The sequence below is a fragment of the Barnesiella sp. An22 genome (assembly GCF_963931395.1).
GTDB classification, from domain to species: domain Bacteria; phylum Bacteroidota; class Bacteroidia; order Bacteroidales; family Barnesiellaceae; genus Barnesiella; species Barnesiella merdigallinarum.
In genome coordinates, this window is the sequence record NZ_OZ007014.1 from 434674 (window position 1) to 450088 (window position 15415).

General features: G+C 52.9%; 9 protein-coding genes. All 9 read right to left on the reverse strand.

What is annotated here, in order from left to right; all coding sequences use genetic code 11:
* A complete protein-coding gene (locus ABGT88_RS01750) occupies positions 1-1290 on the reverse strand; it encodes an alpha/beta hydrolase (RefSeq protein WP_346700076.1) in 1290 nt (429 codons plus the stop codon).
* Positions 1291-1328: 38 nt separating this feature from the next.
* Positions 1329-2417 (reverse strand): endonuclease/exonuclease/phosphatase family protein, encoded by a 1089-nt coding sequence (locus ABGT88_RS01755; protein ID WP_346700078.1) that lies wholly within the window; start codon positions 2415-2417, stop codon positions 1329-1331.
* Positions 2418-2496: 79 nt separating this feature from the next.
* Complete coding sequence (locus tag ABGT88_RS01760; protein WP_087409396.1) at positions 2497-3783, reverse strand: T9SS type A sorting domain-containing protein; 1287 nt, start codon at positions 3781-3783, stop codon at positions 2497-2499.
* A 222-nt stretch (positions 3784-4005) separates the two neighbouring features.
* Entirely contained in the window at positions 4006-5811 is a 1806-nt protein-coding gene (locus tag ABGT88_RS01765) for a RagB/SusD family nutrient uptake outer membrane protein (protein WP_346700080.1), read from the reverse strand.
* A 22-nt stretch (positions 5812-5833) separates the two neighbouring features.
* Positions 5834-9316, reverse strand: coding sequence for a TonB-dependent receptor (locus ABGT88_RS01770; protein WP_346700082.1), 3483 nt, complete (start codon positions 9314-9316; stop codon positions 5834-5836).
* Between the two features lie 209 nt (positions 9317-9525).
* Complete coding sequence (locus tag ABGT88_RS01775) at positions 9526-11100, reverse strand: beta-N-acetylhexosaminidase (protein WP_346700084.1); 1575 nt, start codon at positions 11098-11100, stop codon at positions 9526-9528.
* A gap of 10 nt (positions 11101-11110) precedes the next feature.
* Positions 11111-13528, reverse strand: a complete 2418-nt coding sequence (locus ABGT88_RS01780) for a hypothetical protein (RefSeq protein ID WP_206422492.1) — start codon at positions 13526-13528, stop codon at positions 11111-11113.
* A gap of 73 nt (positions 13529-13601) precedes the next feature.
* Positions 13602-14630 carry a FecR domain-containing protein gene (locus ABGT88_RS01785; protein ID WP_346700087.1) on the reverse strand — a complete coding sequence of 343 codons (1029 nt, stop codon included), beginning with the start codon at positions 14628-14630 and terminating at the stop codon, positions 13602-13604.
* A gap of 65 nt (positions 14631-14695) precedes the next feature.
* Positions 14696-15340 (reverse strand): RNA polymerase sigma-70 factor, encoded by a 645-nt coding sequence (locus ABGT88_RS01790; protein WP_258327740.1) that lies wholly within the window; start codon positions 15338-15340, stop codon positions 14696-14698.
* Positions 15341-15415: the final 75 nt, after the last annotated feature.

A 15415-nucleotide genomic window follows, 5' to 3' on the forward strand; every position in this document is an offset into this window, starting at 1 on the left:
TTATTGGTTTTTGAGTGGAACTTCTTGTAGCCATTTCAAGATGGCCTCTTCGACTTGGGGCAGACATTCGTAGTCGGGATAGAATCCGAATCCGTGACCGCCCGAAGGGAGTGTAATCAGTTGTGCGGGAATGTTCTGGGCTTGCAGTCCCTCGACATATCGCATGGCGTTCTGTATCTTCACCCCGTTGTCGTCGGCCGCATGGAAGAGCAGGGCCGGCGGAGTTTGCGGGGTGATGAGCAGTTCGGGCGAGCAGGCCCGGCACATCTCCGGCGTGGGCGAGGTGCCCAACAGGTTGTTGCGGCTGCCTTCGTGCACATAGGGCTCTTCGGTCATGGTGATGACCGGGTAGAAGAGTATGGAGAAGTCGGGACGCGATTCGCCCCGTTTTTCGGGCAGTGCTACGTCGATGTCGTCGTGGTTGAATGCCGTCGATACGAATGCGGCCAGATGCCCGCCGGCCGAGAAGCCGATGACACCCACGTGATTGGGGTCGGACTGTATCGAGTAGTGGTTCTCTTTGAGGTAGCGGATGCCTTGTTGTGCGTCGCTGAGCGGGATTTCGGGGTGACCCGAGGGGAAAGCATAGTAGAGTACGGCGGCTACGACTCCCTGTTCTTTGAACCATTGTGCTACCAGGCTGCCTTCGTGGTAGGTGGCTACCGTCTTGTAGCTGCCGCCGGGGCAGATGAGCACGGCCGGGGCGGGCGCTGTCTGGATGTCGGGGCGGTAGACAATGATCTGGGGATTCTGGATATTGCCCAGGTTGTTGCCGTCCCAGTAGGGTTCGCCCGAGAGCCATTGGGCGAAGGGGTCACCGTCGGGCCACAGGAATATCTCTTCGGGTTCGTTGCTCTTTTGACGGTAGACGAAGGTGCCTGTGAGGGTGATGTCCCCTTCGAACCGGCACTGGTCAAAGAGCAGGGTGGGGCGGCCGTTCTGATAGGACGAGGTGCGGGCCGTCCCGCCGGTCCATTTGCCCTGACGGGTGGATCCGTCGTGCGACACGGTGATGTAAGAGGGGATGAGGTCGAGCCCTCCCCGAGGCTGTATCTTTTCTTGAAAGTAGACGGTTACATAGGTGGGTGTAGCCTCTTGAGACGCTTGTATGGCGGTTTGAAAAACCGAGCTGCCTTCTCGCACCTCGCCTATGTTGTCTTGTGTGTATGACGTCTGGTTTATCGTTATTCCTGTGGGGGTGGCAGAGGCTTCGGAATTGCTCTTTTGGCAGGCCGGTAAGGAACAAGAGATAGCCAGAAGTCCACATAGTATGGATTTCGAATAAGTCATAATGTCCGTGTTAAAGAACGTATGGCCGAACGGCTACACTACAGCTTGATGATTCGAGCTTTATGGCTTTTTCCTTGAGCCGAAGTCTCTACAATGTAAATGCCTTTTGCCAAATTCGAGAGGTCGACGGTGCGAATATCCGTGCCTTTGAGTTGCAGTTGCTTTTGTCCGGTCAGCGAATAGATGTTTACTTGTTCTACGGGGGTGTCACTCTCGATGTTCAGCCGGTCCTGTACATACGTAGGATAGAGTTTTACCTCTTGAGCGGCAGTGGTATTTTCGATAGCGCTCAATCCCGGCACTTCGATGTCGACAAATACGGGGTAGTGATCCGATATGGAGGCCAGATCGACGACAGAACCCTCTATTTTCAATTCTCTTACGATATGGGTATCGACAATCTTGATACCCGAGTCTTTGTAATCGTGGTACAGGATATAGTCGATGAGACCGTTGTTGTCGGTACGTCCCGGAATGGTATTCCCTTCGGTATCGCTGGCGATGGTATATTTGGTGAGCAGCGTGGGAAATGCGATACCGCCTTGTCCCCAACGGTGCGAGTCGTTCATGTCGCCGGCCAGGAACGACGGTTTGCGTATGTAGTCCAGTTCGTTGATAAGGGTATTGGCACTCATGATACGCAGATTGTCGTCCAGATCGAGGTGAGTGCAGAAGAAAACGAACTGGTCAAAGTCGATTCGCATGGCGCAACGCTCTTCAATCGAGCCACCCAGCGAAATAAGTTTTACTTTGCTGATGGGCAAATTGGGTTTTACCAGTACGCCCGGACCCACTTTCCCTCCGTCCAATTTGCAGAGACCTCCGAATATGGGAGTGTAGGGAATGTCGGTATAGTCGGTGATTTGCTGTAACAAGTTTCTGCGATTACGTCCATTCATGGCACTGTCCAACTCTTGCAGAGCTACCACGTCGGCATCGAGAGCTTCGATAACCAGAGCGACGCGGCGGGTGTTGTAGTCGTCGATCGAACCTGGATCGCCACCTCCCTTGCAGTAGTGGGTGTTGTAGGTCAGTAATCGGATTACTCCGGGAGCTTTGGGATAGGTTTGAGCATCGAGCCCGAACAGGAAACAGCAAACGAAAAAGAGAAGGACAAATTTTTTCATAATCGACAATCTGTTTTTATTTAATGACAGGCAAAATACGTAAAAATATTTTGCCTGTCATTGTGCTTAGGAGATAAAATTATTTCTTGATGAATTTAGCCGTCGTGTTACCTTCGGTCGTCGAGAGTTTTACCAGATACATACCGGGAGTGAGGTCGGCGATGTCGATGGTCTGAACGCCGGCTTCGATATTCTTCACGCAGGCACCGGCCAGCGAGTAGATTTGGGCGCCCAGAACTTCGGCACCTTCGATGGTCAGGTAATCATCGGCCGGGTTGGGACCAACTTTTACCGTAGCTTTTTGGGCGTTCTCGATACCCGAGTATTCGCTGACAACCTTTACAAATACCGTGTTGAGTGAAAGTTGAGGATAGGCCTCGTTAATCATCTCGCAGCGATACTCTTTGCCTACGTGCGACTCGTCGAAGCAGAACCAGCCTTCTACGGCGTCGGTCGGTTCGATTACATTACCGTCGAGGTCTTTCCAGGTGTAGATGGTCATGTAGCCGTCGATGTCATATTCGCCCGAGAGGTCAATGTCTTCGTCGACCATAATCTCGTATTCACCGTCGGCATTCATGTAACCGATAGGCATACCGCCGCGGGCATTCCATTGCAGCTTGTAACCCGATGTGAGTCTTTCGCCGGTAATGGGGTGGTTGGGGATGGTCGAGAAGGTGTACATGTTGTCTTCGAGGTTGAGCAACCAGTCGAGGAATTCGGTTTGGCGGCAGTTGTTGCAGATGAACGAAGATTCGTCGGTGAATGCGTTGCGATAACCGGCCAACTGACGGCATTTACCGTTCGAGTCGCTCAGGTCGAGATTGGTCAGTTGCAGGTTGCGGCGTACGTGCAGGTAGCAGTCCATATCTTCGTTGGTCATTTGGATTTTCACCTTTTCCATTTGTGTGCCCGAGATGTGAACCACCGTAGCCTTACAGTCCATCAACGTGAACGAACCTTTCAGGTTGGCTACACCGGCGATGGCAGGATACCATTGGTTATCTCCTTCGGTTGTAGTCCAGGTAAGACCGCTGGTCTTTCCGTTGAAGGGAGCCGATGCGTTCACGCATACACCGAATACGGTTTCGGAATATCCCGAAGAATAGGCTCTCCAGATTACACCTTCGGAGTTTTTCCAGGTGTTCATGTCGTCCCACGAGAAGCCTTCGCGGTTTACATCGATGCCCAGAGCTTCGGCATTGCATTTGCCTTCGATGGCCGACGGTTGTTTGAAGAAAGCTGCGTATGCGGCTGTTTCTTCGGGATCGAAATTCCAAGTGTCTTCGCTGAAGCCGGGGAGGGCACAACAGCACAGGAACGCAGCTACAAGAGCTTTTTTACCAGATAGAGTAAACTTTTTCATAAGTAAAAATTTTTGAGTTAATGATATGGAAATGTGTTTTTTGATATTTCGATATGTTTTTGTGTGTTCAATAAGATGACAGATATTTGGCGGGAGAGGGTAGTCGGTAAATGTAAAAAAAGTGTATTTGGCATTTTTTTCTTTTCGTCCCGACTCGGGTCGATAGAGCAATCAGATACCGGGAGTTTTTCTCTCCCGGTATCTGAGCATTATCTCAATCGTTTAGAAACTTAGACCGTCGTCCCAACCGGGATTCTGAGTGAGTGCTCCGTTGGTGAGCGACCGTTCGGTGGTGGGAATGGGATAGAGGTAATCGCGCTCTTCGTTGAACTCGCGCGGCTCTACGGCAATGTCGTGGCAGATGATGTTGCCGTTGTCGCCACCGGTGAGGGTGAACACCTCGTCCAGTTTGTAGAATTTACGGATATTCTTCACCGAGGGCTTTTTGCCGGTGTAGATACAGATGTCGACTTTTTCGCTGTCTTGAAGAGTGCCGTCGTTCATGTCGAAGATGCCGTAGCGGTCTTCGCCCGAACCTTCGGTCAAGCCGGGGAAGTACATGCCCATGAAGGGTTGCTCAAGCATCTTGCCCTCTTTCCAGCGCATGAGGTCGTAGTATCTGAAACCCTCGAGTATCAGCTCGATGGTACGCTCGCGGCGGATTTCCAGGATGACACCCTTGTTGGCTCCGGTCACGTTGTGGTAGCCCGAGTTCTCGGCCGTGAGGTAGGGGTCGGGGTTGGCATTGGCGGCAACGAGGTCGATGTTGGGCATGCCTACCCGGTCGCGGATTTTCTTGATAGACTTGTCCAAGTCGGCTTGAGTGAGGGTCCCCAGCTCGGCCTTAGCCTCGGCAAAGTTCAGGTATACCTCGGCGGCACGGAAGAGGATGTAGTCGTTCGACGAACCCATGTAGCCGTCGCCCGAAGCATCGGTCACCCATTTGATAATCTGGTAGCCGGTAGTCGAGGCGGTAAAGTCGGGCGACATCACGGCGTCGCTGTTGATGCGTATGTATCCGGGACCGATTACGGTTTGGGTCAAACGGGGATCACGATTCTGCATCTCGTCGTAGTACTGCATGGTTTCGTAGCCGGGGATGTCGGTGAAGCGGCTGCCGTCTTTCATCAGGTAGCTGTTGACGATTTTCTTGTTCATGCCTGGTCGTCCGTAGGTAGTAGACATGGTGTAGTAGTTGGCCTCGTGTTTCACGGCTTTGGCGTTGTCGTAATCGCGGGCCAGGATAACCTCCTGTTTAATGGCATCCATCGAGGCGAAGAGGTCGCGGTAGGGTTTGTCGCCCGACTGATAGATACTGTAAGGGCTCTGGTCGATGAACTGTTCCGATACCGTGGCACACTCGTTGAGGAATCTCTCGTAGTCGGCGATACCGTGGTATTTGCGGTAGGTACCTTCGAAGAGGCAGATTCTCGACTTCAGGGCCATGGCGGTCCACTTGGTTACCAGATAGAGCTCCTGGTCGTCGGGGATATGTTGGATGGCGTAGTCGATGTCGTTCAACACGGAGTCCATGATTAACTGGCGGGAGTCACGCGGCTTTTTCAAGTCGGGGTCGGTCGACGAGAGGGGCCGGTTGTACCAGGGTACATCGCCAAATCGTTTCACCTTCTCGAAATAGAAGTAGGCCCGGAAGAAACGGGCTACACCGTCGTAGTGCTCGCGGGCCGACTGGCTGTTGCAGCGGTGCGAGTATTGCAGGTAGAGGTTGATGTTGCGCAGGTAAGCCCAATCCCAGCCGCCACCCGAGGTGGGAATGGTTCGAGTGAGCCCTACGGTTGTGACGGGCAGGTTGAAGATGCACACCACATCTTCCGATTCGCTGTATCCCGATTGGGCCGTAGGAAACTGACCGTAGAATCCGTTGGTAAAAGTTTTCAACTCTTCTTCATTGTTGAAGTAGGTCTCGGGCGAAAGAGACGACAGCGGGAATCGGTCGAGGTCGTCGGCGCAACTGCCGAGGGAAAGGGCTCCGGCCGCTGCCAGAATATATATGAGATTCTTTTTCATAGATATAATTATATAAGGGTTGTTAGAATGTAATGTCTATACCGAAGGAGAATGTCTTTGCATAGGGATAGACGCGGGCATTACGGTCGTTGGAGAATTGCTCCGGGTCGATGTATTTGCTCTTGAGGGCTGTCCAGGTGAGCAGATTGTCACCGCTGAAGTAGACTCTCACGCGGTCTATCTTGGCTTTCTGGGTGAGCGATTGCGGGAGGGTGTAGCCGAAGGTTACGTTTTTGAGACGGCAGTAAGCCAGATTCTGCAGATAGCGGTTGTTCACGTAGGCCAGGTGACGGTCGCCCTGTGCGGCATAACCTCTGATTTTGGGGAAATAGGCGTCGGGGTTATCTTCGCTCCAGACATTATCGAGGAAGTCGATAGGCGTGAACGACGAATACGGACGGGCAAAACCACCCCAGAAGAGCATGGCGTCGGTACCCGGATAAATCTGTTGGCGGCCGATACCCTGGAAGAAGGCCGAGAAGTCGAATCCCAACCAACCGAAGTTGATGTTACCGCTGTAGTTGTAGCGGGGGCGCGAGTTACCGATGATGCGCATGTCGCCTCGGTTGTCGGCCGTCTTGGCACCGTCGTCGATGCGGCCGTTACCGTCGAGGTCGACAAAGCGGGGATCGCCGGCCTTCAGACCCTTATACTCGCCTACGGCCGTTTGCAGAATGTTTTTGGCAATGAGCGAGTGGTCTACCTGGGCCTGGTAGGCGGCAGCCTCCTCGTCGCTCTGGAACAGGCCGTCGATGGTGTAGCCCCAGATTTCACCGATGGTCATACCTTCGTAGTAAGACGATACGTTGAAGTCTTTGGTGGGGTTGTCGTATTTGGTAATCTTCGAGATGTTATCGCCCAGCGAGAACGATACGCCATAGGTGAAAGGCTTGCCGGCCAGGTTGAACTTGTCGTTCCAGCTGATGGTCAGCTCGTAACCTTTCGTACGCAGGTTGGCGGCATTCTCTTGGGGAGAGGCTGCTCCGTAGGTAGCCGGCAGCGCTTTACCGGGGACGAGCATGTCTTTGGTATCGCGGATATACATATCGCCCGTGAAGCTCAATCGGTTGTTGAAGAAGCCCAGGTCGACACCGATATTCTTGTGGGTAACGGTCTCCCAGGTAAAGTTGCCCGAGGTGGGCGCCGAAACCGATGCAGAGGTGAGGAACTCGCCGTTGGCCAGGTAGTCCATTTGTACCAGATTCAGGGTCTGGATGTAGGGATAGGGACTTGCTATGGCCTGGTTGCCCAGAGAACCGTAAGAACCGCGGATCTTGAAGTTGGAGAAGGTATTGCGGATAGGGGCAAAGAAGGGCTCTTCGCTCACGCGCCATCCGGCCGAAACCGAGGGGAATAGGGCTGCACGTTTGTCGCGGCGGAAACGCGAAGAGGCATCCCAACGCATGTTTACCTCGGCCAGGTAGCGTCCTTTCCAGTCGTAACCGACGCGGCCGAAGAAGCTCTCCAGAGCCCATTCATATTGTCCGCCTTCGAGATAGACATCTTTGGAGTGGTCTCCCAGGTTGAAGTCGTTCAGTTCGTTGGACTGGAGGTTGAGCATGTAGGAGTAGAGATTCTTCTGATAGTCCTGTTCATAGTCGAAACCGAGTACGCCTCGAACGTGGTGACCGTTGAAGGTGTTGTCGTAGTTGAGGTAGGCATCGATCATGTGGTAGTATTCACTGTTGCTGTGCTGGCGCAACTTGTTTTTGAAGAGGTTGGCCGAGCCGGTGCTCACGATGACGCCGGGTTCGGTCGAGTATTCGGCCATCGAGGTACGCACAACCTTGTCTTGCGTATCGTAGCGGAAGCTGTAGTTGGCATGGAAGGTCAATCCTTTGTAGAGTTTGAAGATGGCGTTGACCGTGGTTGTCAACCGTTTGTTCTTGTCGTTGGTGAAGGTGGTGCCGTCGCCGGTCATGATGTGTACACCGTCGGTCGGCTGCTGTGCGATGACCGCGTTGCTGAATACCCAGGTACCATCGGGGTTGTAGGGCATCATAAAGGGCAGGGCGTGGAAGGTGTAGTTGGGAATATTTTCACCGTTTTCCAGACCGGGAGCCTTGTATTGCGAGTGGTACAGGTGAGTGGTTACGGTCAGGTTGAACCAGTCTTTGATGTCGCCGCTGATGCGGGCCCGCAGGTTGGCCGTGTTGAAGTGGTCGGGGTTCTGTTTGTAGATACCCTCTTCGGTGTGGTAGTTGGCACTGATGAAGTAGTTCATCTTCTTGGTGCCGCCCGATATGCTCACGTTGTTGTCCCAGGTAGGACGCGTGTGGCTGATGAGGTAGTTGTACCAGTCGAAGTTGGCATAGTACATGTATTGGTCTATACCGCCGATGTTTTTCACTACGGTCCAAGGACGGTCGGGATTCTCTACCTTGTCGTAGCGGCGTGCTTCCAGCTCGGCATAGTCCTCGGCCGTATATTTGGTGTAGGTAGTACCGTTGTAGGAGCGGAAGAACTCGTCGACCAGCATGGCTGCATCGTATCCGGTGGTGATGAAGTCGGTGCATACGGTCGAGCCCGAGAAGCTGAACCGTCCGTTGTAGTTGACTTTGGCGTCGCCGGTTTCACCTTTCTTGGTCGTAACGAGAATGACACCGAACGAGGCGCGGGCTCCGTAGATGGCAGCCGACGAGGCATCTTTCAATACCGAAATAGACTCGACGTCGCGCGGGTTGATGTTGTCGAGATCACCCTCGACACCGTCGATAAGTACCAGCGGTTTGGCCTCTTCGTTGATTGAACCGAAACCGCGGATGTTGATGCTGGTACCTTCGTTGGGGCGACCCGAACCGTACGAGATGTTCAAGTTGGGGACAGCACCCTGCAAGGCACGGCCCAGAGAGGCCACGGGGCGGTCTTCGATCTCTTTCGACGAAATGGCGTCGACGGCACCGGTCAGGTTGGCCTTCTTCTGCGTACCGTAACCGATTACCACCACCTCGTTGAGGGCTTTGGTGTCTTCGACCAGTTGGATGTTGATGTTGCGATGACCTTCTACTTTGACCCGTTGCGACAAATACCCGATGTACGAGTAGGTAATCGTTGAACCCGAAGCGGCCAGAATGGAGTAGTTGCCGTCAATATCGGTCACGGTGTTGGCTCCGTCTTTGACCGAGATGTTTACCCCGATAAGGGGTACACCGCTTTCGTCGGTAACCTGTCCGGATATTCTGATAAACGGATCGGCTTTCTTGGTAATTTTTTTCGTTAACACAATGTGGTTCTCTTTTACTTCATAGCCTATGTTCTGGCCTTGAAGTATCTGCGAGAGGGCATCCCCGAGTGAAGCCTCTTTCAGCACAATGTTTACTCGGCGGTTCAGATCCACGTCGTTCACATTGAAAAAGAACGATTTCCCGGTTTGCTCCTTGACGGCTTCGATCGCCTCCTTTACCGTGACATTTTTCAGATTCAGTGTAATGTTCTGAGCCTGTACAATCGCGATATTACAGAGTAGCAGAAAAGCCAATAGCAGGTGTCTGTAATGCTTGATCATTGATAGGGTTGATTTAAAGGTTAGTATTTAAGTTTTGGCTATAAGCATGAATGGACGTCATAAAAAATTGTGTGTTCATCATAAAAGACAATCAAACGGACCGGGCGGGTAGTCTGATGATAAAACTTTTTTTATCTTTTTTGAATTATATAAAATAAGCGTATGTGTGAAGAGGGGGGAGCCGACGGGTATCGTCGTTGCCTGAGGGGTTACGGTACGGGATGCCACTCGATGCCTTTGCGGGCCCAGCGTGGATACAGCAATCGCTCGAGTACGGACGTGAAGCGGTCGAAATCTTTCTGTTCGGGCCGGCTCCATCCCGACTCGGCATAGGCGGCGATGCGGGGGAATACCTGTCGTTGCATCTCTTCGATGCGGGGTATCCATTCGCTCCACATCTGGCATCCGCTTCCCAGCAGCAGATGACGATATTTTTTGTCTACACCTTGGGGGAAGGGAGAGAAGGCATAGGCTTTCTCGAGCGGCAGTTTGGTGTAGCTGTAGTCGAGATAGGTATCGCGGTGCGATGAGTTGATAACCCGGTGCCCCTGTTTCAAGGCTTCGGTGATGAGCGCGGGGTCGCCTTTCCAGAACTGCACGACGGCGTGAGGGTCGAGCGTGTGCGAACTCTCGATGTCGGCTTCGGCCCACTCGTGAATGTTTTTGCCCATGATGTCGTTCCACCCGACCAGGGTGCGGCCGTTGTCATGGATGAATCGGGCAATCTGGTTGGTGAACCACATTTGTACCTCGCTGTAATTGGCCAGGTGTTTCTCTTCCATCAGGCGGGCTATGTCGCGGTTGCTCTCCCAGGCTTCGGGGTGCACTTCGTCGCCACCGATGTGTATGTAGCGGCCGGGGAACAGGTCGAACACTTCGTAAAGTACGTTGTGGATAAACTCCATGACCTGCGGGTCGGCTACGTTGAATACTCCCCAGAAGGGGTTGAAATAGGCCGGAATCGAAGGTATGGTATCGAGAGCGCCCAGTTCGGGATAGGCCGTGATGGCGGCCGCGGTATGCCCCGGCATCTCAATCTCGGGGACGATGCGGATGTGTCGCTCGGCGGCAAAGGCAACAATTTCGCGTATGTCGTCGTGGGTGTAGTAGCCACCGTGTACGTTCACATCGTAGTCGGGGCTGTTCCACCCGCCTATCTGGCTGCTGTCGCGATAGGCTCCGATTTGGGTCAGCCGGGGGTATTTCTCGATTTCGATGCGCCATCCCTGGTCGTCGGTGAGGTGCCAGTGGAAGGTGTTCATCTTGAGGTAGGCCATCTCTTCGAGCAGTTGCTTGACGACGGCTTTTCCCTTGAAGTGGCGAGCCTCGTCGAGCATGAAGTCGCGCCACGGATACTCGGGCTTGTCGATGATTTGCAGGCAGGGTATGTGCAACCGGTCTTGCACGGCAAGTTGCCGCAGGGTCTGCATGCCGTAGAAGATACCGGCGTCGTGTGCCCCTTCGATGAGAATCGTGTCGGGCGAGATGGTGAGCCGATAGCCTTCGTCGCCCAGCAGGGAGTCCAGACTCTCGGTCCGAGCCAATACGATGTGATTGTTGCCCGTGCGCTCATGCAGGGCTATGTGTATATCTTCTTCGAGATATTGCTCCAGCAGTTTCACGTTGGTGGCGCTGCAACGTGCCACGATGCCGGTACGAGGGGTGAGTGCAAAAGTTCCCTCACGTAGCTCGACCGACTGGGGTTGCGGGACGAGTAGCGGTTGTGCGGCAAGGGCTATGGCCGAGACGATGCCGGCCAGGAAGAGAATAAGTTTTCGGGTCATGGAATTGTGGCTATTTGAGGTAAATCCATTGGCAGCCAGAGACGGTTTTATGCACGCGTTCCCGGCCTGTCTGTCGGATGTCGATTGTTAGTTTTCGGGGAGTATTGATGTGAATTTTCGAAACAATGGCTTCGGCTGGTACAATGCTGAGGGTCCCCTTTTTCAGTTCGGCCCGGCAGTTGTAGGCCAGCAGTGAACCGTCGTCGCGCACCAGTACATAGGCCGAGGTGAGGGCGCACTCTTCCATTGCCTTGAAAATCTCCTGTACCGTATTGTCTCCGGCACCGCCGCGCTCTTGGAATACACAGAAGGTGTCTTCGTCGTCGGGCCGCAGCCAGGGACTTATCATGTCGAGGTACTGTTCGCCTACAATCGAGTCGGTCACTATGCCGTGATGTTTTTTCTCCGGATCCTCTACATAGAGCTGTGCCTCGACGTAGGGGTCGGGAATGAAGGCCCAGCGCAGGGTACCGTCGGCTTTCATGATTTGTGCGCAGGTACCGAGCGTGTCCATGAAGTCTTTGAGGTAGAACTCCTCGCCGGTGAGCAGATAGAGGTAGTACGAGGCATAGATTTTCCAGGCCGTCCAGCCGTGAGGCGAGTTCATTACCTGGTTGGGAACGAAGTAGACATCGAGAGCCTCCCAGTAGCGCAGGGTTGCACCCCTCATGCGGCAGTCGGGTATGAGCAGCTGTTCGAGGCAGCGGTGCTTCTCCATCAGGTAGCGGGCGGCATCGCGGTAGGCGTTGCGTCGGGCCGTATCGGTGGTCTGCAATCCATACATGCCCAGTTGCAGGGCACTGCACGAAATCATGCCGTCCTCGAAGGTCATGTCGCCCTCGGTCTCGATATTGTCGCGACGGGAGCAAAGGTCGTCGATAGCCCGTTGTGCCGACTCTGAATGTCGGGTATATCGCTCGTTCCACAGCGGTTCGTCGGCCAGTTTTTGTTCGGCATTGGCCAACTCGAGCATCGACTTGGCCGTATAGATAACGGCTGTGTAGTGGGTGCCTTGTGAGCGGTAGGCCCCGTCGGGACCCTGTATCCGGTCGGAGCAGAGGTAATCGGCTATGTGAGCCGCTTTTTCCAGATAGGGGCGGGAACCTGTGGCCTCCCACAGATCGACCAGCATGCCCATCAAGGCCGAGAAGTTCTGTATGCGGTGGGGCAGGGCGTCGGGGTTGGGAATCCAGGTCGTGGTATCGATGATGAGGGGCAGGGTGCGGTCGAAGCGTCGTTGCAGGGCTTGGTCTTTCTCCGGGTCGGGGAAATATTTGGCAGTGAGGAATGCGGTGTAGTATCCGTAGAAAGTCTCGCAGGCGTTGGAAAAGATAGGTTGATTGCGGGCTACGAAATCGCGGGCGTTCTTCATGTACCACGACCAGGGTTGCCGCACGAATACGCGGGCTTCGGCCCGTTGGCCCGACTCGTTGGTTGCCACAATGCGGTATTCGCCCAGCTGGGCGGGAGCGAATGAGGCTTGGAAGAGTCCGTTTCCAATCGATCGGGTTGCCGTGCCGATGTGTTTCGCGTCGGGACCTTCGATTGATAGGGTTATCGGGCTGGTCGAGTTGACCCGTATGTCGAGAGGCTCGTCGGGCAATAGGGTATATCGGTTGCATTCGATCAGAGGTATATCGGCCCAGGCCGACAGCTGGGACTTGACATGGTCGAGCGAGTCGATGCGTCCCAGGTGAATCTCCCAACTGCGGGTTTCGCCCGGAGCCAGTTGCGTGAGGTGCTGCGGATGGCGTTCGGGCAGAGGCAGGGTGTGCAACAGTTCGAGGCTGGCCGTCCTTATCTGGTGTCCCCATTTCCATTTATACCACCCTTCGTAGATGTAGTTGAGCGCATACGAGGCGACCGGTTGCGAGGTGGCAAAGCCGAATAGAACTTGTCGGGGAGACATGAAATAGCCCCAGGCAAAATCTTTTTCGCAGCGCAGCAGGGTAGGGAAAAACTTATTATCCCATTGCGGATAGGAGTGCATTTCGCTGTCGATGCCCAGAATCAGCCGGCTGCGTTTGGGGCAGAAGGGCTTGTCGCTCAGATTGGTCATGGAACACTCAACCACGAGGTGGTCGCCGGCCGAGCGGTAGGTCATGCGATAGGCTATGTGGTCGCGTTCGCCGATAAAGCTCCCCGGTTCTTTGGCATAATGGGCGAGCATGACCTCCTCCCAGGCAGGGCCCGACAGACGGTCGTGACGGAAAGGGATGGTTTGCCATTCGCCGTCGGCGAAATATTCGTATCGGTCGATGGTGCCGTCGGAAAGTCGAATAAAGGCTTTCCAGTCGGGACCTTCGACAATGTACTGTTCTTGAGGCTGTGAGGCCGGTGCTTGCAGGGGCAGCAACAGAGCTATCAACAGCCAGAACCGCTGGATGAGGTAGCCTGCCGGGAGAGTCGAAAATCGTTTGTTTGTCATGGTCGATAGGGTATAAGAGAGGCTTGCAGACCTTTTGTGCAGGCCTACTCACGGGTAAATAGTCGTAGGTTGTTTATTGAAATATTTCTATTTCGTTTTTACTAATCTTGTAGTGATAGTTAAACTTGTTGGTGGCCGCCATGATATTCATAATCTCGTTGATATTGTTCGACTCGATTACGAAGTCGCCGTAGAATATCATCTTTTTCAAGGTGTCGTCTTTGATGCTGATGTCGACATCGAAAGCCCGCTCCAGAGCTCGGGCAATAGTCTCCATGTTCTCTTCGTCGAAGTATAGGAGGCCGTTTATCCAGGCGTTGGCATTTTTCACGCCATCGGTTTTCACGTGGGTGATTTTATTTCTTTTGTCGTAGTGGGCTATCTGGCCGGGTTTCAGGGTGGTTTTTCCTTGCGGGTTGAGCAGAGCCACCGACCCCTCCATGAGGGCTACCTTGATAAGGGTGTCCTCGGGATAGTTCCGGACGTTGAATTTCGTACCCAGAACTTCGACCTTGATGTCGTCTGATGTGACATGGAAGGGTAACTCCTTGTTCTTGTTGACCTCGAAATAGCCTTCGCCCTCCAGTTTTATATCCCGGTTGTCGACCCCGAATTTATTGTCGTAGGAGAGTTTGGAATCGGCGTTGAGCCATACGCAGGTACCGTCGGGAAGCGTAAGTTTCAGTTTCGACCCGCGGGGCGACTCCAGCGAGTAGGCCAACGGCTGCTGCGACAGTTGGTGATGGTCGGAGAAATAGATGGTACTCATACCGGCTACGAAGGCAATCACCAGACTGGCTGCAATATAGACGACCCGATGCCACAAGGGTCGAATGCGGGTGTGCTCTTTTTGTCGTTTTTCCTGGGCAATACGTTTTTTGAATTTCAAGAAAGCTCGCTCTTTAAGCCGATCGAAATCTTTTTTCTCCCGGAGCGAAGAGATGAGCCAGACTTGTTGAATTTCTGAGAAATAGGCTTTGTTCTCCTCATTCTCGTCAATCCAGTCTTTCAAGCGTTTCAAATCGGGAAGGGTAATTGTCCGATTCAGGAAAGAGAGAATCAGATTGTTTATCTGTTCGTTATGTCTATTATCGTGCTTCATATTTCAAAAGAAAGACAGGTTTAATCGCTTCCAGGGTAGTATGAGAATCTTCTATTTAAGCATTTTTAAATATTTAGAAATTCCAACAACTTTTCAAGGGTTCCCGTTACAGGTATTTGGCTGGTTATCGACAGGAGCAAAAGAACCATCAGGTAATCTTTCAAGTCTATCCTTAGGCGAGAGAGTGCGTTTTTGATATGGTATTTTACTGTATTGACCGAAATTCCCATCTGGGCGGCAATCTCTTCGTATTTCATGTCGTGGTACCGGCTCATGACAAAAGCCTTTCGGCACTCCTCGGGCAGGTTGTCGATAGCTGTGGCTATGGCGCTTTCGAGTTCGGTTTCGAGTATCTTTTCGAGCGGGTGTTCCTCTTCGATGAAATAGAACGACTCTATATCGGTGTAGTCTTGCAGCGAGTTGACCGATACCTCCTTGGCAATGTATTCCTGTTGCAGATAGTTGATAGCCCTATTTTTTACACTGCGTATAAGGTATGAACGCAGGGAGGTATGTATGTTCAGTTTTTCACGTATCTCCCAGATGTTGTATATCACATCTTCTACTACGGTTTCGGCCATGTCGTTGTCGCACAGGTAGCCCTTGGCGACAGCACACAGATAACCGTAATATTTGTCATAAATATATCGGAAGGCATCTTCTTCGCCTTTCTGCAAGTAATCTATAATATTTTCGTCGGTTATCTTCATAGGGCCTTTTTAGCAGAGGGAGCATGTGATGAAACATAAGGCAAATATATGAAAATAAATTTATTTTTGTCAAGT